The sequence below is a fragment of the Streptomyces sp. NPDC002588 genome, from assembly GCF_040295925.1.
Lineage (GTDB): Bacteria > Actinomycetota > Actinomycetes > Streptomycetales > Streptomycetaceae > Streptomyces.
On sequence record NZ_JBEOWF010000016.1, the window covers coordinates 58,052 to 82,878 of the forward strand.

Here is a 24,827-nt window from a genome sequence, read left to right on the forward strand (position 1 = left end):
TCGGGTGAATCCCGGTCAATGACGCTTGGAGGTACGCGTGCGGCGCCACCCGAAGGGGCCGGGCAGATCCATCGACGTCGTACGGCGCCCCGTGCTGCTGTGCGTGTGCCGCGGGCCGTGTCCGCCGCCGCCCGTGGTGATCGACCATGAGTGGCGATTGATGTTCAGGCGCACCCCCGGGAGGATGCGGAAGCTCTTGCGGAAGGTGAGAGGCATGGGTCCTCCTGTCGTCGTCACCTTTCACGGTGCCTGTCCGCAGTCGTCTACCCCCGCTCGGTCACCTCATGGCCCGGAGGGTATGGCTCAGCTGTCGGCGCTCTCCCGGTCGGGTCCCGGAAGGAGCTTGTTGAGTTCACCGATGGCCGGATCGCCGGACGGTTGGAGAGCTCCGCAGCCGACAGCGCGATTCGCCGCCCGGGCGACGAGGAATCGCGTCTCGGGGTGCACCGGTGAGCGGCCCTCTGTCCCGTAGCGGTCCACCAGCTCCTGGAACGCCGCGTCGAGCCGTCCAGCCTTCACTGGGACCGGACGGCGGGCCCGGGCATGACCATCCGGCGCCCATGTACTAGAGTTATCTCGACATCGAGATATCTGCCGAGGCGCACCGCAGCCGCCCACCTCGGTAAGGGCTGCCTAACTTAGCCTTACCTTAGCGGATCGGCCAAGCCGCGCGGCGGCAGGATGCGGTGGTACGCGCACATCAATGAAGGAGACCGTCGTGTCGGCGAACAGCTTCGACGCCCGCAGCACGCTGCAGGTGGGCGACGAGTCGTACGAGATCTTCCGCCTGGACAAGGTGGAGGGCTCGGCCCGACTCCCCTACAGCCTCAAGGTCCTGCTGGAGAACCTGCTCCGCACGGAGGACGGCGCGAACATCACCGCCGACCACATCCGCGCCCTCGGTGGCTGGGACTCGCAGGCCCAGCCCAGCCAGGAGATCCAGTTCACGCCGGCCCGTGTGATCATGCAGGACTTCACCGGCGTTCCCTGTGTCGTCGACCTCGCCACCATGCGCGAGGCCGTCAAGGAGCTCGGCGGCGACCCGGCGAAGATCAACCCGCTGGCCCCGGCCGAGCTGGTCATCGACCACTCCGTCATCGCCGACAAGTTCGGCACGAACGACGCCTTCGCGCAGAACGTCGAGCTGGAGTACGGCCGCAACAAGGAGCGCTACCAGTTCCTGCGCTGGGGCCAGACCGCGTTCGACGAGTTCAAGGTCGTCCCGCCCGGCACCGGCATCGTCCACCAGGTGAACATCGAGCACCTGGCCCGGACCGTCATGGTCCGAGGCGGCCAGGCCTACCCCGACACCCTCGTCGGCACCGACTCGCACACCACCATGGTCAACGGCCTCGGCGTCCTCGGCTGGGGCGTCGGCGGCATCGAGGCCGAGGCCGCGATGCTCGGCCAGCCGGTCTCCATGCTCATCCCGCGGGTCGTCGGCTTCAAGCTCACCGGTGAGCTGCGGCCCGGCACCACCGCCACCGACCTCGTGCTCACCATCACCGAGATGCTCCGCAAGCACGGCGTGGTCGGCAAGTTCGTCGAGTTCTACGGTGAGGGCGTCGCCGCCACCTCCCTGGCCAACCGCGCCACCATCGGCAACATGTCGCCGGAGTTCGGCTCCACCGCCGCGATCTTCCCGATCGACGACGAGACCCTGAAGTACCTGCGCCTGACCGGCCGCAGCGACCAGCAGGTCGCGCTCGTCGAGGCGTACGCCAAGGAGCAGGGCCTCGGGCTGGACCCGAAGGCCGAGCCGGACTTCTCCGAGAAGCTCGAGCTGGACCTCTCGACGGTCGTCCCGTCCATCGCCGGCCCGAAGCGCCCGCAGGACCGTATCGTCCTCGCGAACGCCGCCGAGCAGTTCAAGAGCGACGTCCGCAACTACGTCGCCGACGACGACGAGGCGGGCAAGGAGTCCTTCCCGGCCTCCGACTCCCCGGCCGCCTCCAACGGCGTGCCGACCAACCCGGTCACGGTCACCGCCCCCGACGGCTCGACCTACGAGATCGACCACGGCGCGGTCACCGTCGCGGCCATCACCTCCTGCACCAACACCTCCAACCCGTACGTCATGGTCGCCGCCGCGCTCGTCGCGAAGAAGGCCGTGGAGAAGGGCCTGACCCGCAAGCCGTGGGTCAAGACCACCCTCGCCCCGGGTTCGAAGGTCGTCACCGACTACTTCGACAAGGCCGGGCTGACCCCGTACCTCGACAAGGTCGGCTTCAACCTCGTCGGCTACGGCTGCACCACCTGCATCGGCAACTCCGGCCCGCTGCCGGAGGAGGTCTCCAAGGCCGTCAACGACCACGACCTCGCGGTCACCTCGGTCCTCTCCGGCAACCGGAACTTCGAGGGCCGCATCAACCCCGACGTCAAGATGAACTACCTGGCCTCCCCGCCGCTGGTCGTCGCGTACGCCATCGCGGGCTCCATGAAGGTGGACATCACCAAGGACGCCCTCGGCACGGACCAGGAAGGCAAGCCGGTCCACCTGGCCGACATCTGGCCCTCCGAGGCCGAGGTCAACGAGGTCGTGGCGAACGCCATCGGCGAGGACATGTTCAACAAGTCCTACCAGGACGTCTTCGCCGGCGACGCCCAGTGGCAGGCGCTGCCGATCCCGACCGGCAACACCTTCGAGTGGGACGCCGAGTCGACCTACGTCCGCAAGCCCCCGTACTTCGAGGGCATGCAGCACGAGCCCGCCCCGGTCTCCGACATCGCCGGCGCCCGGGTGCTCGCCAAGCTGGGCGACTCGGTCACCACCGACCACATCTCCCCGGCCGGCGCGATCAAGGCCGACACCCCGGCCGGCAAGTACCTCACCGAGCACGGTGTGGAGCGTCGTGACTTCAACTCCTACGGCTCCCGCCGAGGCAACCACGAGGTCATGATCCGCGGCACGTTCGCCAACATCCGCCTGCGCAACCAGATCGCGCCGGGCACCGAGGGCGGCTACACGCGCGACTTCACCCAGGCGGACGCGCCGGTGGCGTTCATCTACGACGCCTCCCGCAACTACATCGAGCAGGGCATCCCGCTGGTCGTCCTGGCCGGCAAGGAGTACGGCTCCGGCTCGTCCCGCGACTGGGCCGCCAAGGGCACCGCGCTGCTCGGCGTCAAGGCCGTCATCGCCGAGTCGTACGAGCGCATCCACCGCTCGAACCTCATCGGCATGGGCGTCCTGCCGCTGCAGTTCCCGGAGGGCGCCTCCGCCGCGTCCCTCGGCCTGACCGGCGAGGAGACCTTCTCCTTCACCGGCGTCGAGGAGCTCAACAACGGCACCACCCCGCGCACGGTGAAGGTCACCACCGACACGGGCGTCGAGTTCGACGCGGTCGTCCGCATCGACACCCCCGGCGAGGCCGACTACTACCGCAACGGCGGCATCATGCAGTACGTGCTGCGTTCGCTGATCCGCAAGTAAGCGGTACGGCGACGCGGACGAGGGCCGCACCCCCGGTGAGGGGGTGCGGCCCTCCGCCGTACGGGGCTCACACCCAGCCGCGCTGCGCCGCCCGCACCCCGAGCTGGAAGCGGCTCGCCGCCCCCAGCCGCTCCTGCAGCTCGCTCACCCGCCGTCGTAGCGTCCGCAGGCTCACGCCGAGATGGCGGGCCACCACCTCGTCCTTCATCCCCGCCGCCAGCAGCCGCGCCAATGACTGCTCCTCCTCGGAGAGTTCACCGTCCTCCGCGGGCCGGCCGAGTGGTGTCGCCTGCTGCCAGGCCATGTCGAACAGCTTCTGCAGGGCCTCGGTCACCGCCGAGTGCCGCACCACGACGCAGCAGTAGCCGCCGGCCGCCGACGCGGTCAGCGGCAGCAGCGCCCGACTCCCGTCCACCATCACCAACTTCACCGGCACCGACGGCAATACCCTTGCCCGTTCACCGAGTTCGGCCATGCGTAAGGCCTGGGCCAGCGATCGCGGATCCTCCAGTGCGGTCGCCGCGTAGATCCCCCGGGAGACGATCCCGCGGCGCAGCAGATCGGCCTGGAGGTCCTCCTGCGGAGCGGGCGGGGCGAGATACGGGGGAGTGTCGAAAAGACACACCTCGCGCTCGGCCCGCGCGTACAGCTCCTGCAGCCGGGCCGCGATGGCCCCCTCACCGGAGACCACCTCGATCAGCCGGGCCGGCTCCTCACGCAGCAGCCCCGCCTCGTACGCGGTGGCCAGCTCCTCGGCCGTCGAGGCGAGCAGCTCGGATTCCGTCTCGCGCCGCCGGATCAGCGCCCGGACCGCCACCCGGGGGTCGACAGCCCGCATCCCGCCCATGGAGTCCGGCGGCTGGAGCAGCCCCAGCGTGAGCAACCGGTTGCAGGCCTCGCGTACCCGGGCCGGGGAGCCGGCGCCGGTCAGCAGCGCCCAGCCGGCCGCTCCGGCGTCGGGCTGATGGAGGATCGCCTGGTAGACCAGCTCCTCGAAGGCGGAGACCCCCACCGCGGCCCAAGGGCTCGCGGCAGGGGTCGAACTTGCCGTGTCGTGTGCCGTGTTCACCATGTCCCGGCACGGTAGAGGATCTTTGTTAAGACTGAGGAATAGTCGGCGGTGTCTCCTACTTCAGGCCGAACGCCCGCAGCACGGTCTGGTCGATCCCGTTGCCGTCGCAGTCGGTGGCCTTCACCCGCAGCGACACCGACCCGGCGCCCTTCGCGGCCTTGAACTCCGCCTTGCCGTCCTTGACCTTCACCTCCTTCCAGGACGTGCCGTCGTCGTAGGAGACCCAGGCCTTCAGGCTGCGCGCCTTCACGCTCCCCAGCTGGTTCGCGACCGGCAGCCCGATCTCCAGCTCCCCGCCGCTCTTGGCCCGGTTGAGGAGGTCGAGGCCCTTCGGGGCGATACCGACGGTGAGTATCGGCAGCGCCGTCTCGGTGTCGGTGTGCGCCGAGGCGAAGGTCCACTCGGTGTGCGTGCTCGTGGAGTACTTGGCCCAGGCCGCCTTGCGCTGCACGTCGAGGTCGAAGCGGTACGAGGTCTTGTCCGCGGCCACGTCGAAGGTGCCGTACCCGCCGAACGTCGAGTCACCGACCAGCTGCCCGTTCGCGTAGAGCTTGCCCTGCGCGGTGTTGTCGGTGCCGTCGATGTAGCCGTAGTGACCCGGCGTGGAGTCGGTCAACTCCGCCAGCTGCATGGTGAGTTTGTCGCCCGTGCGCTGGGAGAGACCGTACTCCTCGCTGGTTCCGGGGCGGATGACCTGACGCAGCCAGTTCTCGGCGGGGGCTGTGCCCGCCTTGCTGAAGGTCTGCAGCGGGCTCCACTGGCCCCTGAACGTGTTCCAGTTCGGATAGGTGACGTGCCAGGTACGGGTGTCGGGGTCGACGTAGTAGTACTCGTCGCGTTCCGTGCCCAGCTGCATGGAGACGCTGTTCTCGATGCCGTAGAGCTGCCACGGGCGGAAGGTGTACAGGGTGTCCGCGCCGATCTCGCCGGCCGTGGCCCCGTAGTAATCGGCCTTCCGCTTCACCGTGTTGGAGCTGTTCAGGGCGTACGTCTGGTTCGCACCGATGGCGCCGCTCTGCGCGACGAGCAGGTTGTAGACGAACGGACTGACCGGCGTGCCGCTCAGCTTCAGCGTGACCTTCTTGCCGGTCTTCAGCAGGTCGCCGAGCTTGGCGCCCTCCTCACCGGTGGCGATCATCAGCGGGACCGTGGTCGCGCGGTCCACGGCCTCGATCCAGAAACCGGGTGTCTTGCGGTAGGCGATGAGGTAACCCGCACCGGCCTTGGTCGCGTTGTCCAGAGCGCTCTGTGCCCGCTCCGTGGCGCCGAGCGCGACCACCGCCACCTTGCCCTTGACGTCCAGCCCCGCGAAGTCGGCCTCGGTACCGCCGCCCGCGTCCACCGCCTGGACCTTGTGGTCACCGCTGATCTTCAGCGGGAAGTCCTCGTACGTCTGGGAGTAGTAGAGCGAGGACAGCGCGGTCTTCTCCGGGCTGGTGACGCTCGCCGTCAGCTCCTTCGCGTACAGCCGGAACTTGGCGGAGAACTCCAGGGTGCCCTCGGTGACCTTCTCGGTCGGTGCCACATAGAGGTGGTCGGTCCAGAAGCCCTGGCTGTAGGTGAGCCCCCAGGCATTGCTCGGCCCCTCGCGGTGCCAGCTGGAGCTGAAGCCCTGGAACTCGGATTCCTGCTTCGTCTTGGGCTTGATCTCCACCGCCTTGCGGGCGTCGAGGACGACCTCGGTGTCCCCGTTCACCTTGATCTCGGGGTTGCCGACCACCGAGGTGCCGACGGCCAGACCACCCCCGTCGCTGTCCGGGATCCAGGCCGCGATGGAGTAGGTGCCGGCCGGAACCTGCCAGGTGTAGCCGGAGCCGAGGAAGCCGTAGGCGTCGGGGATCGCGCCGTTCAGCTCCATGAGCGTGAAGATCGACGCCCTGGTGGGCGCCTTGCCGTCGCGGCCCAGGAGCGAGACCTTGAGGTCGTACGTCTTCGGCGCCTTCTCGAAGCCGACACCCGTGGTGACCTGGATGCCGTCGGCGGTCGCCGTGATGTGACCCGTGTACCGGCCCTCGGTCTCGTTCGCGGGGTCGACGCCGACCGGTACCGTCGCGGTGCCCAGCGCGGGCACGGTCAGCGTGGTGTCGCCCAACGTGACGTCGGGGAGGGACGACGAGATCTTCAACTCCACCGCTTTGTCGGTGGTGTTGGTGTACGTGATGTCCTTGGTGGCGACTCCGGTGTCGCCGTCCTCGAACTTGCCGAAGCTCAGCGTCGAGGTCGCGAAGACGTCCTGCTCGACGGCCCGAACGGCGTCGACCCGCCCGTCGCCCTGCTCGAACACCGAGTTGTCGGCGTTCGTCTTCGCCGTGCTGGCCAGGGCCTCCTTGATCTGCTCACCGGTCCAGTCCGGATGCGCCTGCGCGACCAGTGCCGCCGTACCCGCGACATGCGGGGTCGCCATCGAAGTACCGCTGGCCGTCGTGTAGTAGTCGTCGACCGGCGTGCCCATCGTGGTGCCGGCGGCGCGGGCCGCGGTGATGCTCACGCCCGGCGCGGTGATCTCCGGCTTGACCGCGTAGTCGCCGGGGCGCGGGCCGCGGCTGGAGAACGAGGCCAGTTTGTCGGACTTGTCGACCGCGCCCACGGTGAGCGCCGAGTCGGCGATGCCCGGGGTGCCCACGGTCTGCTCGCCCGGGCCCGAGTTGCCCGACGCGATCACGAAGAGGGTGCCGGTGGACGCGGACAGCTCGTCGACGGTCTCACTGAGCACGTCGGAGGGACCGTACGCCGTACCGCCGAGCGACATCGAGACGACCTTCGCCCCCGACTGCGCCGCCCACTCCATTCCGGCGATGATCCAGGAGTCCTGTCCGTGGCCCGTGTTGTCCAGCACCTTGCCGATGTTCAGCTCCGCGCCCGGTGCCACGCCCTTGAACCTGCCGCCCGAGGCCGCGCCCGAGCCGACGATCGTGGACGCCACATGGGTGCCGTGGCCGAAGCCGTCCTGGATCGACTCGCCGGGTACGAAGCTCTGCGACTCGGCTATCTTCCCGGCCAGGTCCGGGTGCCCGGTGTCCACGCCCGTGTCCAGGACCGCGACCTTGACGCCCGTACCGTCGTAGCCCGCCTTCCACACCTCGGGCGCGCCGATCTGCGGCACGCTCACATCCAGGGACGCCGTCACCTTGCCGTCCAGCCAGATCTTGTCGATGCCCTCGCCGAGCCGCTTCGCGGCCGTGCTGGTGGGCGTGGTGCCCAGGGCCGGGGCGACGTCCGCCCAGAAGTCGGTGGACTTCTTCGCGCTCAGCGCGGCGCCGTCGATCCCGGGCAGCGCCAGCGTCCGGCGCGCGCCCTCGGGGGTCGCGCTGCCCTTGCTGTAGGTCGCGATCACCGGCGTGGCACCGGTCTTCGTGTCCGCGTAGCCCTGCTTGACCAACTGGGTGATGTTGAACAGGGTCGGGTCGAGCCGGCCCGCCTGGATCAACGGGATGGCGTCCGAGGGCAGGACGCTGATCTCGCCGTCCTTCTCGCTGGACAGGAAGGTGGCGGCCTCGCGGCCCTTGCCGCGCCGGACGTCGACGGCGTTCTTGCCGTCCGGTCCCTTGGTGAGCGACACGGTGTCGCCGGTGATGAGTGTGACGATCTGCGGGGCCGTGGTGTGCGGGCCTGTGGGTGTCGTGGTGGTCGAGGCTCCGAAAGCGGCGGTCGCGGGCGGGATCGCCCCCGCGAGCAGTCCGGCGGCCGCGGCCACTACCCACAGGGCGTGGAGTCTTCGCATGGGTGGACGTCCTCCCCTGAAACGCGCTCAAAAGCTTCCGCCGGTGAGCGGAAGACGGAGTTCAGCCTGCGTGCCAGGTCACAGACCGCTCAAGGAAATCCGGTGGCCGAAGCGTGCCAATGCCCCCTTCGGTCACGGCAGTTGGCGAATCCACGCCGGTCCGCGAAGCCAGGTCGTGCCTGGTGGAGGACTGTTTCGCACGGCTGCGGCTCAGCTGGAACACAGCGTTCCCCCAGCCGGCCGGGACAGAATCCGGACATGACTGGCACCCCGGGGTTCCGCGGCGGACGGGTCCGCGTCCTCATCGTCGACGAGGAACCCGCGCTCACCGACGTGCTGTCCGTGGCCGTCACCGAGGCGGGCCGGCGCCCCTACCCGGCGCCCGACGGGCAGAGCGCGCTGCGCGAGGCACGCCGCTGCGCCCCGCACGCCGTCGTCCTCGACGGCATGCTGCCCGACCTCGACGGCATCCAGGTCCGGCGCCGGCCGCGCCACGGGAACCCCGGGCTGCCCGTCCTCCCGCTCACCGCCCGCGACGCCCTGGAGTACCGCACCGACGACGACCTCATGCTGACCCCCGAGTCACGCGAGGCGCGCCGCAACGGCGCCCCGGTCACCCTCACCGTCACGGAGTTCGGCCCGCTCGGCCCGCTGATGGAGCATCCGCGCCAGGTGCCGAGCAGGACTCGGATCCTCGACCGCGTCCGGAGCGGTTCCTTCGACGGCGGCGGCAACCTCGTCGAGGTGCACATCTCCAGCCTGCGCCGGAAGCTCGCCCGCGGCCGGGCGCCTTTGATCCACACCGTGCGCGGGCCGCGCTGTGCCATCAGGCCGGTGGAGGACGGGAGATGAACGTCCGCAGCTCCCGGGTCCGTTCCCTGCGCACCCGTCTCCTCCTGTTCATCACCGCCGTCCTGGTCGCGGTCTGCGCCGCGATGGCCCTCACCACCGTCTTCGTCCAACGTGCCTACCTGCTGGGCAACCTGGACGACCGGGTCGGCGACGCGGCCGAGCGCAGTCTCGGCGGGGCCTCGCGGTATCCGGACCTCCCCCGTGACCTGACCTTCCTCGACGAGAGCGGCCCCCCGGCCGGCCTGCTCGCCGCCCGGCTCGACACCGACGGCGGCGTCCTCGCCGCGGCGACGGTCGGCGAGGACGCCCCGCCGCAGAGCCTCACCAAGGCCCAGACCTCGGCCCTGTCGGGGATCCGCACCGACGGCTCGTTCCACACCCGGAAGGTCCCGGGCCTGGGCACCTACCGCATCACCGCGCTGGACGACAACGGTGTCCGGGTCCTCACCGGTCTGCCGATGGACGACGTCCAGGACATGATCGGCGGCCTCGTCGTCATCGAGGCGGCCGTCGCGGCGGTGGGCCTGACGGCCGCCGGCTGCGTCTGCGCGGTCGTCGTACGACGGCAACTGCGCCCCCTCGGCCGGGTCGCCGCCACCGCCGTCGAGGTCTCCCACGCGCAGCTCGCCATGGGCGAGGTGACCGCTCTGCCCCGGGTGCCCGAGCGCGACACCGACCCCGGCAGCGAGGCCGGCCAGGTCGGCGCCGCCCTCAACCGCATGATCGACCACGTCGAGTCCTCGCTCGCCGAGCGCCGGCGGGGCGAGGAGCGGGTGCGGCGCAGCGAGGAACGCATGCGCCGCTTCCTCGCCGACGCCAGCCACGAGCTGCGCACCCCGCTCGCCTCCATCGCCGGTTACGCGGAGCTGATGAACCGCGGCACCGACCGCATCGAACCCGGCCTCGCCTGGCGCCGGGTGACGGCCGAGTCGGCGCGCATGACCGGCCTGGTCGAGGACCTGCTCCTGCTGGCCCGCCTGGACGAGGGCCGGCCGCTGCAGTCCGCCGAGGTGGACCTCGCGGCCCTGGTCGCCGAGGCGGTGTGGGACGCGCGCGCGAGGGGCGGCGACCACGACTGGCAGCTGGAACTCCGCCTCGACACCTCACCGCTCGTCCTCGGCGACGAGGCCCGTCTGCACCAGGTGGTGACCAATCTGCTGGCCAACGCGCGGGTCCACACCCCCGCGGGCACCACGGTCACGGCGGTCGTGGAGGCCAGGGACGGCCTGGGCACGATCCGTGTCCGCGACGACGGCCCGGGCATCGCCCCCGACCTCCTCCCCAGGGTCTTCGAACGCTTCACCCGCGCCGACGCCTCCCGCGCCCGCGCCACCGCGGGCACCGGCTCCGGCCTCGGCCTCGCCGTCGTCGCCGCGATCACCGCGGCCCACGGCGGCCGCATCGACGTGCACAGTGAACCGGGCCGTACGGAGTTCACCGTCGAACTGCCGCTGACCGGGGAACTGGGCGCGGACACACTGACGTGGAGCTCCCGGGCCTCGCTGCTGTGAGCGCGGTCCGTCCTCACCACTCCGCTTCGAGGGCCTCCGTCAGCCGGGCGACGGCGGCCGGATCGGGCAGGCTCCGCAGGGACTCGACGACCTGACCGCTCGCGAACTCGCGCTGTTCGGCGGTCACGGCCGGATCGATCGCGCACTCGGCCTGCACGCGGACGTAGTTCAGCGCCGTGGCGAAGAGGACCGAGAACGAGTCCAGGCCCTTGACGACCGCCCGCCCGCCGGAATCCAGATACGCGCGCACCAGCCGACGGGCCGAACCGGCGCGGAAGGCGTTCCCGCCCGACCACACGTACACGGCACGCGCGAGTTCGCGTTCCGCGGAGAGGGGCCCGGCGTTGTCCCAGTCGAGGAGAACCGGCCCGTCCGGACCGACCAGCACGTTCTGCGGCTGCATGTCGAGATGAGAGGTCACCACATCACCGGGGGCGGACGGAGTGACATGGCGTGCGAGTTCCGGCGCGGAGGTGGCGGCGAACCGGCCCAGCGCGTCCGACCACGGCAGCCCGGCCCGCCGGACCCGCTCGCGCAACCGTGCCCAGTCGGCCTCCCCGGGGCACTCTTCGTACCAGGCGTCCGGGGACCCGTCCGCGCCTTCCCCGGCCCGGTGCAGGAAGGCCAGGGTACGGCCGCACCAGCGCTGGATCTCCGGATCGGAAGGGTCCGCCCTGGTCCCGTCGACCCAGTCGTACAGCTTCACGCACGACCCGCCCGGCGCGGCGGGTAACCGTGCGACACGGGCGCCGGCGCGCGTCGGGAGGAGACGGGGCGCCGAGACGCCCAGTTGCCCGGCGGCGTTCCGCAGCTCGAACTCCCGGTCGACCTGCCGCTCGTCGCAGCCGAAGAGAAGTTCCTTCACCGCCCATGCGGAGCCGGGGCCGGACAGCTTCCAGATCCGCCCCAGTGCGCCCCGGGTGACGGGTGCCATCGTCCACGGCCCGGAACCGAGCCCGTAGGTGTCCGCGATCAGTCCGCCCGAGTTGCGCATACAGATGCCTTTCCGCTGTCGACGAGGGCACGAGGCCAAGAGGGCACAAGGCCACAAGGCGTACCACAGGACCGGTTCCGGAAGAGGGTCGTTCCCTCGGGCCGTGCACGACAGCGCTGTAGGGAGCGCGACTTCATGAGCACTGGCTCCTGCGGAAACACTGGAATCCGCGTCCGGTGAGCAGCGTACGCATTCGGTGATCACGAGCAGAATTGCCGACCAGGCCCTGAGGGGCAGTCACTGCCGGTGGCGGACCTGGTGCCGAGGGCCACAAGAAGGGTGCGCTCTCCATGTTCTCCGCGGGAAGCTCGGGGCAGGTGGGTGAGCTTCAATGGTCGGGACGATCGCCGGTCACCCAAACCGGCGATCGTCGGCTATGTTGCGGCTGCTTGGCAGGCACGGCCGCTTCAAGATCGGCTGTGGGGCGTGGGGTGGGTAACGGGCGGCGTGTCGGCGTGCCGAGCGGGACGGAGCTCCGGTAGGACGAGGGTTCTCGCACCAACTCGCGGTTACCAGAGATGCTCCGTTGCTGGTCGAGTCTGCCATCCCTGATCCCCTGCTGTCCGTAATCGGAGGGTTGGTGTCCGCGTCGGCAGAGGGTCCGGCCCAGGTGGCGCCGGGGTGCTCAGGGGGCCTGCTGGCGCGGTTGGGCGCAGATCGGGGACGGGAGGCAGGACCAGTGGCGGTTGGGCGCGTACGGCGCGGTGGCACCGCGCACCATTGGCCTGAAGTGACTTGGCTCCTACGATGGTTGACAGGGGGTGAGCGCGCTATGACGGGTGCGACGAGAGCAGTGGCCTGGTGCGGAGTGGGTCTGGGGGCGGCGGCGGCGGTCGCGCTGGTGGTGGTGGCCTTCACCGTCGACCTCAACACGGCCGGACAGTGGTCGGGGATCGCCGGGACGGTGGTGGCGCTGGGGACGTTCTCCGCGTCGATGCACGCGCTCACCGGGGGGCCCGCTGAGCCGGCCGCCGCGGCGAGTGGCGACGGGCAGAGCGCGACGGTCACAGCGTCGGGCCGCGGCGCCATCGCCGTGGGCGGCAATATCGGTGTGGCCGCCACCGGCGGCGCCGCCCTGTCGGCCGCTCCCGTGACGATGCCGCCGTCCACGGCGGCCGGCGACGTGACGGTCGAAGCATCGGGCCCCGGTTCCATTGCGACCCGCGGCGACGTCGGCTACGCGGTGACGGGCGACCCTGGCGCCGACCCGGCCGGGACATGAGCCCACTGCCCCGCAAGCGCCGCAAGCCGCCCCCAGTAGACCCGCCGCCCGACGTGGCCGATGACCAAGCCACCGGGGCACCCACCGCCCCCCAGGACGCAGCAACCGTCACCGCGCCCGGGCATCCGGGCTCGCCCGCCAACACCCGCGGCACCTCGGCCGCCAGGCAGGGCGCCCCCGTCACAGCCCCAGGGCGAGTCGGCTCGGCCCCCGACACCCGCCCGACATCGGCCCCGGCGCCCGGCGCAGCCGGCCCCGGCCCGGTCACCGTGTCCGGAGATCCGGGCTCGCCAGGCGCGGCCCGCGGCCAAGCCGTGCCCTCCGTCGCTCCGCTCGGCGCAGTCAATGTCAACGCCTCCGGGCAAGGGGCCGTCGCTGCCGGGGGTGACATCGGGCTCGCCGTTGCGAGAAAAGGCGTCGGCGTGCAGGTCAATGCCACGTTCGTGATGCCCGGTGCAGATGGGCCGGCCGCGTCCGTGCTGCTGCTCATGCCCGATGGGAGCGTGCCGCGGGTCGGGGATCTGGGGCTGCGTCAGTTACGGGTGCATCCTGCCGCCGCGCCCGAGGCGCTGCCCGGTAGCGGGGTCGTCGCGACCGGGGCCTTTCCGGTGTACGTGCCGCGGGACTGTGATGCGGAGTTGGACCGGGCGGTGGCGGGTGGCGGGCTGGTGATCGTGGAGGGGCGGTCGGCGGCCGGCAAGTCGCGGGCGGCGGCGGAGTCGATGCGACGGGTGGCCGCCGGCCGCCAGTTGCTCGTACCCGCGGACAACGCCTCGCTCGCCGCGCTGGCCGAGCCGTCCGGCTCCCTGCGCGACGCAGTCGTCTGGCTCGATGACCTCGAACGCTTCTGGAATGAACGCGGCTTGACGGCCCATCTGTTCAATCGGCTCGCCCCGCCCGGCCGTTCGGACGTTGTCATCCTGGCCACCCTGCGGTCGGAGGCGCGCCGCACCACGTCGCCCGACACGTTCGGCGACCTGCTGCGGCTGGCCACCGTCGTACGCCCCGCCTTCAGGACCAGCGCCGCGGAAAGGCAGCGGGCCGAGGGGCGGCGCGACGATTCGCGGATCGCGCAGTGGCTGGACCGCGGCGGCGACACCGGCCTGGCCGAGTATCTGGCGGCGGGCCCGGCCGCCGTCGACCGCTGGCAGGCCGGGCGGGACGGCGACGGCCTGGTCGGGGCCGCGCTGGTGTCCGCCGCGGTCGACTGCCGCCGGGCCGGATACCACCGCCCCGTCCCGTTGGCGCTGTTGCGGGCGATGTACCCGCACTATCTCGACCCCCGCGACATCCACCGCTCCGCGGACCTCGACGCGGGCGTGGCGTGGGCGACGGAGCGGGTGTCCGGCGCCAGCTCCTGCCTGATCCCTTATGAGGACGGCACGTTCGGGGCGTTCGACTACCTGGTCGACCACGTCCAGCGGGACGAGGCGGCGGCCCTCATACCCGAGGCCGTATGGGGAATCCTGCTGGACCACGCCACCGGCGACGACCTCACCGGCATCATGGCTCCGGCCTGGAACGACGCCATTACGACGGACCGGCCCGCCGTGATGGACGTTGCACTTTCCCACTACGCCAAGGACGCCGACTTCGACGTGATCGCGCAACAGGTCGGCATGCTGCTGCTGAGCTCCGGCAGCAGCGTGCGGGACGGCTGGGACTGGGCCACCCGCTACGAGCGCTGGCTCCGCCCGTACGTCGACGCGGGCAACACCCGCGCGATGGCATGCCTCGGAGCTCTCCTGCTGGTCAACTGCAACCGTCCCGAGGAGGGCGAGGCGTTGATGCGCCGGGCGGCGGCGGCCGGTGACGACAGCGCGGCATCGGACGTCGCCCAGCTGCTGTACGAGGCCGGCCGGACGGACGACCTGCGTGCCTGGCTGGACGCCGCGATCGCCGAGCGCAGGGGCCTGGTGATCACCTACTTCGCGGGCGAACTGATCCGCCGGGACCAACCGGCAGAGGCCGACCGCCTGTTGCGGCGGGCCGCAGCGGCGGGCAACGCCACCGCCGTCCACATCCTCGCGTCGCTCGCAGGGGAGCGGGGCGACACCGCGGCGGAGCTGGAGTGGTACGAGCAGGGGGTCGCGCTCGGCGATCCGGCCTCCCAAGTCAACCTGGGCGTGCTGCTGTCCCGGCAGGGCAGGGACTGGGACCGGGCCGAGTCGCTCTTCCGGGCCGCGGCCGACGGGGGCGAGCCGGTGGCCGCGTACAGCCTAGGCGTCCACCTCCGCCCGATCGTCGGCCGGTGGCAGGAGGCCCTCGACTGGTTCCGCCGTGCCGCGGAGGGCGGTTACCGGCCCGCGGAGGTCGAGGCGGCCCACATGATGCACGTCCGCCGTGACGCGGTCGGCCTCGCCGAATGGTGGGAACGGATACGGAACACCCACGACGGCGGCGAGATCGTTCGCGATTTCGGCACCGTCCTCGCCGGCGACCGCGACCTTCCAGCTGCGGAACGCTGGTACGAACGCGCTGCCCAACTCGGCCGGGCCGACGCGATGTCCCGCCTCGGCGACGTTCACCGCCTCCGCGGCGACCTCCCGACCGCGATCACCTGGTATAGGAAGGCCGCCGACCGCTCCGACCTCCGCGGACGCGTCCAGCTCGGCGCCGCCCTCATCGAGGTCGGCGAACTCACCGAGGCCGAGTCCCACTTGTGTAGCGCCATCCACACCATCTACCCCGAGGACACCGAACTACTCGACGAGTCGAAGATCTACGCGATGCGCGCCCTGTCCGAACTGTGCCGCCGCCAGGGCCGGACGGACGAGGCCGAGGAGTGGCTGCGCAAGGCGGCAGAGTGGGGCGAGCAGTCCGCGGCGGAGACGGAAAACCCCTGAGATCTCACACGGCGCCGTCGCGGCGGAACAGCGCCGTCCACAGGAAGCTCTGTCAGGTCGGAGAAGATCCAGCGCAGGGATTCCGGCGTGTAGGCGAGGCCGCCATGAGGCTGGCATCGCGGTAGAAGTCCGCGTCGGGGAGCTCGGAGCCCATCGCACCCACGGCCGTTTCAAGATCTACGCGGGAGTCCGAGGAGGTCGAACGGGCGGTGCATGGCGCGGTCGGCCCAGCGGGTGGCCTCGGTGATGCCGGTGCGTCCGGCGAGGCGGTGTGCGCCGATGGCGAGGTTGCGCAGGGCGGCCATCACGCGTGGGCCTCAGCCGGTACGCACGCGGGAGGATTCCTCGGCGTAGAGCGTGTCCCGCAGGAAGTGCAGCACCTCCAACTGCCACTGACTGAAGCAGAGTTGCGCAAGTTCGGCAGCTGAGGCCCGCTCGGCACTCGCGTTGGTAACGCCCAGGATCGCCACCGCGCTGACCGGCGCCCCCTCAGGTGGTGACGCAGCGTTCACACGAGAAGACCTGTTTGACGTGCGGGAACGGCAGATCGTCAGGAGCCGGCCGGACCTGCATCGTGCGCCGCACGCTGCGGCCGTGCTCGCGCACGGTCTCCTCGTGGCCGACCGGCCCCGTGCCCCAGTCCAGTGCGTCCAGCGCCGCGAACAGCCTGGGCTGATTGCCCCTCACCTGAAACACGAAGTCCGCGCCCAGAGTGCAGCACCCGCGCATGCCTGCGCTGCTGAAATTCCGGGGCTCAGGAATGGAAGTCCGTTCAGTAGCGGTGACCAGCCTCAGCGCGGACGGATCAGGCAGCCGCCCAGACCCTTGGAAACGGCCAGGGCTACTCCTCATTTCACTTGATCAAGTCCTTGAGTGAGTGAGGAAGTGGTGCCTCGCTGCTGTGCATCGAGTATCTGGAGCAGTCGACGCGCTTCGTCTATCAGTTCCTGCCCCTGGGACGTGGTTCTCAGCGGCCTTCGCCAGGGAACCAGAACATGGAAGCCGACGGCCGTCTCGACCTTGTGCGACCCGTCGACGTACCGAATCGACGCCGTAGGGCTGTTGTGCTTGCTACGGCCCTTTCCGGAGCGCTGTGCGGCCATACTGGAACGGTGCGAACATGGCATACCGCTCAAACCAGAAAATCGTTAACAGTCGACAAGTGACAACTACCGAGCGTTACCGCTGCCTATGATCACGCGGAAATGCTCGAATGGTGCTCATGATCATGCGGAAGTGCTCGCGAAACTGCGGAACCTAGAAGCGCCGTACGACCCGTTTACAAGTGGACCGTACGGCGCTACCTTCCGGCACAGGTGAGGTGGGAGCGCTCCCATACGTCGGTCCCCGGCGGACCGGAACCCGCTGGGGCACCGGGCCCGCTCCCGCCTCACGCTCCCGTCTCGCGCACCCGCGTCCCGCACCATCCCCCTCGCACGCGCACGGTCCGCACACGGAAGGACGGACTCCGCCATGTCGTCTGTCATGATCACATCAAAATTAGGGCGGGGCTTACGCTCCCGGGCCCTCCTCCTCGTCCTCCTGGCCCTGTTGGCCACCGTCCCCGCCGTCGGCCTGGTCGTCACGACCGGTGGCCGGGCCGAGGCCCACGGCACTCCGATGAAACCCGGCAGCCGTACCTTCCTCTGCTGGCAGGACGGCCTCACCGACACCGGTGAGATCAAGCCGGTCAACCCCGCCTGCAAGAACGCCCAACAGGTCAGCGGCACCACGCCGTTCTACAACTGGTTCTCCGTACTGCGCTCCGACGGCGCCGGCCGCACCCGCGGCTTCGTCCCGGACGGCCAGCTGTGCAGCGGCGGCAACACCAACTTCACCGGCTTCAACGCCCCGCGCGGCGACTGGCCGCTCACCCACCTCACCGCCGGGGCGACCGTCGACTTCTCCTACAACGCCTGGGCCGCCCACCCGGGTTGGTTCTACGTCTATGTCACCAAGGACGGCTTCGACCCGACAAAGACGCTCACCTGGGACGACATGGAGGATCAGCCCTTCCTCTCCGTCGACCACCCGCCGCTCAACGGCAGTCCGGGCACGGTCGAGGCCAACTACTCCTGGACCGGACAGCTTCCGGCCGGCAAGTCCGGGCGCCACATCATCTACATGGTCTGGCAGCGCTCGGACAGCGCGGAGACCTTCTACTCCTGCTCCGACGTCGTCTTCGACGGCGGGAACGGCGAGGTGACCGGCATCCACGAGCCCGGCAATCCCGGCGAACCCGTTCCGGGCACCTGCACCGCCACCCGCCGGACGACCAACAGCTGGAGCGGCGGTTACCAGTCCGAGGTGACCGTCACCAACTCCGGTGATGTCGCGATGCTCGGCTGGATGGTCGACTGGACGCTGCCCGCCGGCCAGTCGGTGGTCAGTCTGTGGAGCGGCAACGCCACCTACGACGGCCAGGCGGTGATGGTCCACAACGCCGACTGGAACGGCTCGCTCAGTCCGGGGCAGAGCGCGACCTTCGGCTACGTCGTCTCGGGCGACGGCGGCGACCCCGCCACGGCACTTCCCTGCCGGGTCGGCTGACCGGCTGCTCGGGGCGGACCCGGTGGCGGTGTGCCACCGGGTCCGCGAGCCGGACGGTCCGAGGGGGAGACGGACCGTCCGGGTGGTACGTGGCTTGGGGCGGCGCTCGGTACGCGACAACGTTATCGATTTGGTCTGTACATGACTCTACCCTGTCTGTAGACAACGATGTCAAGCGCGTCGCGAAACCCACCCGCGCTCTTCCGTGGTACGGGTGGCGCACGCTACTGTCCCTGCGGCTTGTGCGACCCGTGGTGCGCGACCCGTCCGAAGGAGGAGGGGCCGCGTCATGCGTTTCCGTCCTACGTCCCTGCTGCTGGCGGCCGTTCTCGCGGTCGCCGGTGGCACCCCCGCCCTGGCGGCCTCCGCCGCCCCGCCCGGTCTCGTCGACGACCCCACCGCCTACGTCGATCCGCTCATCGGCACCAGCAACGGTGGCGACGTCTTCCCGGGCGCCGTCACCCCGTTCGGCATGCTCTCCTGGAGCCCGGAGAACACCAGGGGAGACGCCACCCGTACCGCCGCACCCGGCGGCTACCAGTACGACGTCACCCGCATCCGCGGCTTCAGCCTCACCCACATGTCCGGCACGGGCTGCGCGGGCGGCGGCGGTGACATCCCCTTCTTCCCCTACGCCGGCGAGGTCACCTCGTCACCCGCGAGCGACACCAAGGACGCCGTCTACGCCTCCGACTTCAGCCACGCCGACGAGAGCGCCGAGCCCGGCAACTACCGGGTCGGCCTCGCCTCCGGTGTCACCGCCGACCTCACGGCGACGGCCCGCACGGGTTCGGCCCGCTTCACCTACCCGGACGACAAGCCCGCCTCCCTGCTGATCCGCACCGCCAACTCCGAGGTGGGCTCGACCGATTCGTCGGTCACCATCGACCCGGCGACCCGCACGGTCTCCGGCTCGGTCACCTCCGGAAACTTCTGCGGCTACCTCGACCCGGAAGGCCGACGCGCCTACTACACCCTCTACTTCACCGCCCGCTTCGACCGAGCCTTCAAGTCCACGGGCACCTGGCAGGACGGCACGCTGAACCCCGGTTCGACCTCGGCGAGCGGCGGCACCGGCGGGTTCTCGGCCGGAGGACGTCCCGTCGCGGGCAAGGGCGCAGGCGGCTACGTCGAGTTCGAGCCGGGTTCCGGTCCGGTGAACGTCAAGGTCGGTATCTCGTACGTGAGTCAGGCGGGCGCCGCCGCGAACCTGGCGGCGGAGAACCCGTCGCACCGCTCCTTCGACGCGGTGCGGGACGCGGCCGGCCGCGCCTGGCGGGACCGCCTCGACGCGATCCGGGTCGGCGGCGGCACGGACGAGGAACGCACCACCTTCTACACCGCGCTGTACCACGCGCTCCTGCACCCGAACGTGATCAGCGACGCGGACCGCAGATACCGCGGCGGTGACGGCAAGGTGCACACCGTGAGCCGCGGCCACCAGGCCCAGTACGGCACCTTCTCCGGCTGGGACGTGTACCGCGACCAGGTGCAGCTGCTGACCCTCCTCAACCCGCGCACCGGTTCGGACATCGCGCAGTCCCTGTACGAGCTCGCCCGGCAGAACGGCGGCGTCTGGGACCGCTGGCTGCACGGAGCGAGCGGCACGCACGTCATGAACGGCGACCCCTCACCGGCCGCGCTCGCCGGCATCCGTGCCTTCGGCGGCACGGACTTCGACCTGCGCGGCGCGCTGGACTCGCTGGTGCAGGCGGCGACCGTACCGACCGAGCAGGACCTGTCGGCGTCGGGCAAGCCGGTGCTGTCCGTCGGCCAACGACCCTCCCTCGACAAGTACTTGAAGCTGCACTACATGCCGTCCGTCTCCAACGCCTGGGGCGGGGCCGCCGAGACGCTGGAGATGTCCGGCGCCGACTTCGCCCTCTCCCAACTCGCCGCTGCGGCCGGGGAGAAGCAGACCGCGGCCGACTTCGCCCGCCGGTCCCAGTGGTGGCAGAACAACTTCAACATCGCCGCCGACCCCACGGGCGGGTACATCGCCAACCGCAAGGCCGACGGCAGCTGGGTCACCGGGTTCACCCCGGCCACCGGCAACGGGTTCGTCGAGGGCAGCGCCGCCCAGTACACCTGGATGGTGCAGCACAACCCGGCCGGCCTGTTCGCCGCGATGGGCGGTGAGGAGAAGGCACTCGACCGCCTCGACGCGTTCTTCCACGACGCCGACGGCGACTGGGCCTTCACCGGCAGCGGCGGCGACAAGTCCGAGCTGGACAACGAGCCGTCGATCAACGTCCCCTACCTGTACGACTACGCGGGCGCCCCGTACAAGGCGCAGGAGACGGTCCGCGCGGCGATGAGCCGGCTGTGGTCGACCAAGCCCGGCGGCATCCCCGGCAACGACGACCTCGGCGCGATGTCGGCCTGGTACGTCTTCTCCGCGCTCGGCATGTACCCGCAGGTGCCGTCCCGCGCCGAACTCACCCTCGCGTCGCCCCTGTTCCCGCGCATCGAGATCGACCGGCCGCACGGCGGCGACATCTCCGTCCGCGCGCAGGGCGCCGGCGCCGACGCGCCGTACATCCGCTCCCTCAAGGTCGACGGCCGTACCAGCGACCGGCCCTGGCTTCCGGCGTCGTTCGTGAGGGACGGCGGCCGGCTCGACTACACGCTCTCCGGCACGCCGGACAAGACCTGGGGGAGCGACCCCGCCGACGCCCCGCCCTCCTTCCGGGCGGGCGAGCAGCCGTACCAGATCGGGGTCGGCCCGACCACGGCGACCCTCGCGCCGGGCGACAGCACCGAGGTGGGCATCCGGGCCCTGTCCCTGAGCGGCGGCAGCGGGCCCGAGGTGCGGTTCCGGGTGGAGACACCCGAGGGGATCACGGCGACTCCCGCCGAGGGAACCGTCGTCGACGGCTCACAGCAGATCACCCTCGGCTCCGGCGAGGACCTGCGGCAGGGCTTCTACGACGTGAAGGTCACGGTGACCTCGGGCGACACCTCGTACGAGCAGCCCGTCGCCCTGACCGTGGCCGCCCCCGGCACCCTGCTCGCCGCCTACAACAACACCGGAGTCTCGGACGACACGGGCGACCACGACGAGGCCGACTACGACGGCGGTGGCTGGAGCTACTCCCGCCAGGCCCTCGCGGCCGCCGGACTCACCCCGGGCGGCCAGGGAACGGTGGACGGGCTGGCCTTCACCTGGCCGGACTCGCCGAGCGCACGGCCCGACAACGTCTCGGCCGCCGGCCAGACGATCCGACTGCCGCAGCCCGCACAGAAGTTGTCCTTCGTCGGCAGCGCGGTCAACGGCAACCAGCAGACCACGGCCACCGTCACCTACACCGACGGCACCACCGGCACGGTCGACCTCTCCTTCACCGACTGGACCGTCGGCGGAGGCGGCGGCACCGTCCAGTACGGCAACGAGGTCGTCGCCAGGAGCGAGTACCGGAACGTGGCCGGGGCCGACAAGGACCCGGTGGTGACCTATGTGTTCGCCACCAAGCCGTTCGCGGCTCCGGACGGCAGGGCGATCGCGAGCGTGCGACTGCCCGACGACGCGGATCTGCACGTGTTCACCCTCGCGACGGGCTGAACTCCAACACCTCGGGCAGCCAGTCGAGCTGGCGGCGGACGTGCACCGCGTCGCCGCCCTCGTGCCCGTTGAACGGGTAGGCGTGGATCTCCTTGCGGGGGTCCGCGCCGCCCGACTCGCCGTACCGGTTGAAGGCGGCGTACGCCCCGCTCGGCGGGCACACGGTGTCGCGCAGCCCGACCCCGAAATGGGCCGGGGCGTGGGCCCGCCGGGCGAAGGAGACGCCCTCCAGATAGGAGAGGGTGCGGTACGCGGCCGTCCCGGCGCCCCGGTGGACCGCCAGATAGGCCGTGATCTCGCCGTACGGGCCCGCGTCGGTGAGGTCCAGAGCGCGGCGGATGCCGCACAGCAGCGGCGCGCTGACCAGCACGGCGGCCAGGTCGGGCACCAGGCCCGCCACCGCCAGGGCGAGCCCGCCGCCCTGGCTGTTGCCCACGGCGACCGTGCGCGCCGCGTCCACGCCGGGGAGCGCGCGCACTGCGGCCACCGCGCGGACCGCGTCCGTGATCAGCCGGCGGTAGTGATGGTCCCGGGGCGCGAGCAGACCGCGGACCGCCGGCCCGGGGCCGCCCGGCGCGCCGGCGTGCGGGTCGGGTGTGTCGCCGCCGCAGCCGTACTGGTCGCCCTGGCCCCTGTTGTCCATGAGCAGATGCGCGTATCCGGCGTTCACCCAGGTCAGGCGCTCGTGCGGGAGTCCGCGGCCACGGCCGTAGCCCGCGTACTCGACGACGGCGGGCAGCGGCTCGTCCGCCCCCGCCGGTCTGCTGAACCAGGCCCGCACCGGATCCCCCGCGAAGCCGCGGAAGGTGACGTCCCAGGTCTCCGTCAGCCGTAGGCCGGTCTCCACCGGACGTACCGACACCACGGGGGCCCACTGGGCGGCCTCCTTGAGGGTGCCCTGCCAGAACTCGTCGAAGTCCGCGGGCTCTTCGGGAGCCGGACGATGGCGCTCCAGCTCGGACAGGGGCAGGTCGAACGCGGGCACGGGGCACCTCGCAGGAATCGTTCGAGACATGGAAACTTGCGGAGTCTGCGCTGCCGACATCCGGGATCTACCCCGTCCGCGGGCGGTTCCAACGCCGTGCCTCTGCCTCAACTCTTCGCTGCAGCACCCATTGACAGCGCTTTCTGAGTGCCTTTAAGTTGCCGCGAAGTTACCGGTAAGAGCTCGAAAGTTTCGGTTCCACTTCTCCTCCATGGGAGGACCGAGCATGAGCACCTCCACCACGTCGGCCTCTCCACCCGGCACCCAGGACCCACCGGAGCCCCCGCCGAGCCCCGCACGCCCGGCCCGCCGCGGCCTGCGCCGATCGCTGCGCCGGGACTGGCAGCTGTACTCGCTGGCCGTGCTGCCGCTGCTGTTCTTGCTGGTCTTCCGCTATCTGCCGATGATCGGCAACGTCATCGCCTTCCGGCGCTTCGAGCCAGGCGGCTCGATCCTCGGCGAGCAGTGGGTCGGCCTGCGCTATGTGCGCATGTTCCTCACCGACCCCACCTTCTGGCAGGTGTTCCGCAACACCCTCTGGCTGGGCGCGCTCACGCTCGTCCTCTGCTTCCCCGTCCCGATCGTGCTGGCGCTGCTGCTCAACGAAGTGCGCAGACGGTCGCTGAAACGGTTCGTCCAGTCGGTCTCGTATCTGCCGCACTTCCTGTCGATCGTGATCGTCGCGGGCATCACCCTGCAGACACTCGCCGCGGACGGTCCGGTCAACCAGGTGCTCGGCTGGTTCGGGCACGATCCGGTCCGGTTCATCCAGGAGCCCGGCTGGTTCCGCACGATCTACGTCGGTTCGGAGATCTGGCAGACGGCCGGCTGGGGCACGATCCTCTACCTCGCCGCGCTCACCACGATCGACGAGGACCTCTACGAAGCCGCCCGCATCGACGGCGCGAACCGCTGGAAGCAGATCTGGCACATCACCCTGCCCGGCATCCGACCCACCATGATCACGCTGCTGATCCTCAACATCGGCACCTTCATGGCGGTCGGTTTCGAGAAGATCCTGCTGCTGTACAACCCGCTGACCTATCCGACGGCCGACGTGCTCTCCACCTACGTCTACCGGTCCGGTGTCGAGTCCAACAGCTTCAGCTACGCCGCCGCGATCGGGCTGTTCGAGGCGGTCGTCGGACTGGTGCTGATCACCACCGCGAACCAGCTGTCGCGCCGCACGACGGGGACGAGCCTGTGGTGAGACCGAGCCGCTCCTACCGCGTGTTCCAGGGTGTCAACGGGGTGATCCTCACTCTCGTCGTGGTCGTCACCCTGTACCCCTTCGTCAACATCGTCGCCCGGTCCTTTAGCGGCGAACGCCAGATCCGGTCCGGTGAAGTCACCCTGTGGCCCAAGGGGTTCAACCTCACCACGTACAAGATCGTGTTCCACGACACGATGTTCTGGCGCAACTACGGCAACACCGTGTTCTACACGGTCGTGTCCACCGCCGTGGCCATGATCCTGACGACCTGTTACGCCTACGTGCTGTCGAAGAAGAACCTCAGGGGCCGGGGCGTGCTCGTGGGGGTGGCCGTCTTCACCATGTTCTTCACCGGCGGCCTGATCCCCAACTACGTCCTCGTCACCAGCCTCGGCCTGAAGAACTCCGTCTGGGCGATCGCCCTGCCGAACGCGATCAGCGTCTTCAACCTGCTGGTGATGAAGGCCTTCTTCGAGAGCCTGCCGGACGACCTGGAGGAGGCCGCCCAACTCGACGGGCTCAGCACCTACGGCATCCTGCTGCGGATCGTGCTGCCGCTGTCGAAGGCGGTGGTCGCCACGATGGTGCTCTTCTACTCGGTGTCCTTCTGGAACTCCTGGTTCTCGGCGTACCTCTACATGGACCGGACCGAGCTCATGCCGGCCACCGTCTATCTGCGCAACCTCATCGCGGGCGCCACCACGGGCGGCAACGCCGGCGCCGCCACCGACCAGCTCAGCCAGGTCGGCGCGAACATCCAGGCGGTCACGATCGTGCTCACCGCGCTGCCCATCCTCAGCGTGTACCCGTTCGTCCAGCGCTACTTCGTCTCCGGCGTGATGCTCGGCGCGGTCAAGGGCTGAGAG

17 protein-coding genes and 1 pseudogene are annotated in these 24,827 nt (G+C 70.4%); 9 read left to right on the forward strand and 9 right to left on the reverse strand.

Annotation, left to right across the window (positions count from 1 at the left end; translation table 11 throughout):
• Positions 1 to 15: 15 nt before the first annotated feature.
• Positions 16 to 216: a DUF4236 domain-containing protein gene (locus ABT057_RS19880; RefSeq protein ID WP_352344383.1), complete on the reverse strand. Its 201-nt coding sequence runs from the start codon at positions 214 to 216 to the stop codon at positions 16 to 18.
• Positions 217 to 718: 502 nt separating this feature from the next.
• Between ABT057_RS19880 and acnA the strand changes: the two genes are divergently transcribed.
• A complete protein-coding gene (acnA, locus tag ABT057_RS19885) occupies positions 719 to 3,433 on the forward strand; it encodes an aconitate hydratase AcnA (RefSeq protein ID WP_352344384.1) in 2,715 nt (904 codons plus the stop codon).
• Between the two features lie 67 nt (positions 3,434 to 3,500).
• Here the strand turns inward: acnA and ABT057_RS19890 are convergent, their stop codons facing one another.
• Both ABT057_RS19890 and ABT057_RS19895 read right to left on the reverse strand, forming a co-directional pair.
• Complete coding sequence (locus ABT057_RS19890; RefSeq protein ID WP_352344385.1) at positions 3,501 to 4,505, reverse strand: helix-turn-helix transcriptional regulator; 1,005 nt, start codon at positions 4,503 to 4,505, stop codon at positions 3,501 to 3,503.
• 55 nt (positions 4,506 to 4,560) lie between these two features.
• Positions 4,561 to 8,226, reverse strand: a complete 3,666-nt coding sequence (locus ABT057_RS19895; protein WP_352344386.1) for a S8 family peptidase — start codon at positions 8,224 to 8,226, stop codon at positions 4,561 to 4,563.
• 258 nt (positions 8,227 to 8,484) lie between these two features.
• Here ABT057_RS19895 and ABT057_RS19900 point away from each other — a divergent pair, with 258 nt between their 5' ends.
• Together ABT057_RS19900 and ABT057_RS19905 are read left to right on the forward strand one after the other, a co-directional pair.
• The gene (locus ABT057_RS19900) at positions 8,485 to 9,078 is read left to right on the forward strand and encodes a response regulator transcription factor (protein ID WP_352344387.1); all 594 of its coding nucleotides are present in this window, start codon (positions 8,485 to 8,487) and stop codon (positions 9,076 to 9,078) included.
• Positions 9,075 to 10,589, forward strand: a complete 1,515-nt coding sequence (locus ABT057_RS19905; protein WP_352344388.1) for a sensor histidine kinase — start codon at positions 9,075 to 9,077, stop codon at positions 10,587 to 10,589. Before ABT057_RS19900 ends, ABT057_RS19905 begins: the two co-directional genes overlap by 4 nt.
• A 13-nt stretch (positions 10,590 to 10,602) precedes the next feature.
• On the opposite strand, the gene ABT057_RS19910 is transcribed toward ABT057_RS19905, so the two are convergent.
• Positions 10,603 to 11,583 carry a phosphotransferase enzyme family protein gene (locus ABT057_RS19910; protein WP_352344389.1) on the reverse strand — a complete coding sequence of 327 codons (981 nt, stop codon included), beginning with the start codon at positions 11,581 to 11,583 and terminating at the stop codon, positions 10,603 to 10,605.
• A gap of 772 nt (positions 11,584 to 12,355) precedes the next feature.
• On the opposite strand from ABT057_RS19910, the gene ABT057_RS19915 reads away from it, so the two are divergent.
• Positions 12,356 to 12,805, forward strand: a complete 450-nt coding sequence (locus tag ABT057_RS19915) for a hypothetical protein (protein WP_352344390.1) — start codon at positions 12,356 to 12,358, stop codon at positions 12,803 to 12,805.
• Between the two features lie 422 nt (positions 12,806 to 13,227).
• Positions 13,228 to 15,651, forward strand: a complete 2,424-nt coding sequence (locus ABT057_RS19920; RefSeq protein WP_352344391.1) for an SEL1-like repeat protein — start codon at positions 13,228 to 13,230, stop codon at positions 15,649 to 15,651.
• Between the two features lie 38 nt (positions 15,652 to 15,689).
• Here ABT057_RS19920 and ABT057_RS19925 read toward each other — a convergent pair.
• The 4 genes and pseudogenes from ABT057_RS19925 to ABT057_RS19940 form a co-directional block, all read right to left on the reverse strand.
• Positions 15,690 to 15,817: pseudogene (locus tag ABT057_RS19925) on the reverse strand (SAM-dependent methyltransferase); the annotation flags it as partial.
• A 4-nt stretch (positions 15,818 to 15,821) separates the two neighbouring features.
• Complete coding sequence (locus tag ABT057_RS19930) at positions 15,822 to 15,956, reverse strand: hypothetical protein (protein ID WP_352344392.1); 135 nt, start codon at positions 15,954 to 15,956, stop codon at positions 15,822 to 15,824.
• A gap of 12 nt (positions 15,957 to 15,968) precedes the next feature.
• Positions 15,969 to 16,121 carry a hypothetical protein gene (locus ABT057_RS19935; RefSeq protein ID WP_352344393.1) on the reverse strand — a complete coding sequence of 51 codons (153 nt, stop codon included), beginning with the start codon at positions 16,119 to 16,121 and terminating at the stop codon, positions 15,969 to 15,971.
• A 19-nt stretch (positions 16,122 to 16,140) separates the two neighbouring features.
• On the reverse strand, positions 16,141 to 16,338 hold the full coding sequence (locus tag ABT057_RS19940) for a hypothetical protein (protein ID WP_352344394.1): 198 nt from the start codon (positions 16,336 to 16,338) through the stop codon (positions 16,141 to 16,143).
• 786 nt (positions 16,339 to 17,124) lie between these two features.
• Between ABT057_RS19940 and ABT057_RS19945 the strand changes: the two genes are divergently transcribed.
• Together ABT057_RS19945 and ABT057_RS19950 are read left to right on the forward strand one after the other, a co-directional pair.
• Positions 17,125 to 18,201, forward strand: a complete 1,077-nt coding sequence (locus tag ABT057_RS19945) for a lytic polysaccharide monooxygenase auxiliary activity family 9 protein (protein ID WP_352344395.1) — start codon at positions 17,125 to 17,127, stop codon at positions 18,199 to 18,201.
• Between the two features lie 289 nt (positions 18,202 to 18,490).
• Entirely contained in the window at positions 18,491 to 21,763 is a 3,273-nt protein-coding gene (locus ABT057_RS19950; protein WP_352344396.1) for a GH92 family glycosyl hydrolase, read from the forward strand.
• Here ABT057_RS19950 and ABT057_RS19955 read toward each other — a convergent pair.
• Positions 21,744 to 22,748, reverse strand: coding sequence for an acetylxylan esterase (locus ABT057_RS19955; RefSeq protein ID WP_352344397.1), 1,005 nt, complete (start codon positions 22,746 to 22,748; stop codon positions 21,744 to 21,746). The genes ABT057_RS19950 and ABT057_RS19955 overlap by 20 nt on opposite strands.
• A 226-nt stretch (positions 22,749 to 22,974) precedes the next feature.
• Between ABT057_RS19955 and ABT057_RS19960 the strand changes: the two genes are divergently transcribed.
• Both ABT057_RS19960 and ABT057_RS19965 read left to right on the forward strand, forming a co-directional pair.
• Entirely contained in the window at positions 22,975 to 23,958 is a 984-nt protein-coding gene (locus ABT057_RS19960; protein ID WP_352344398.1) for an ABC transporter permease, read from the forward strand.
• Entirely contained in the window at positions 23,952 to 24,824 is an 873-nt protein-coding gene (locus ABT057_RS19965) for a carbohydrate ABC transporter permease (RefSeq protein ID WP_352344399.1), read from the forward strand. The genes ABT057_RS19960 and ABT057_RS19965 overlap by 7 nt, the downstream gene beginning before the upstream one ends.
• Positions 24,825 to 24,827: the final 3 nt, after the last annotated feature.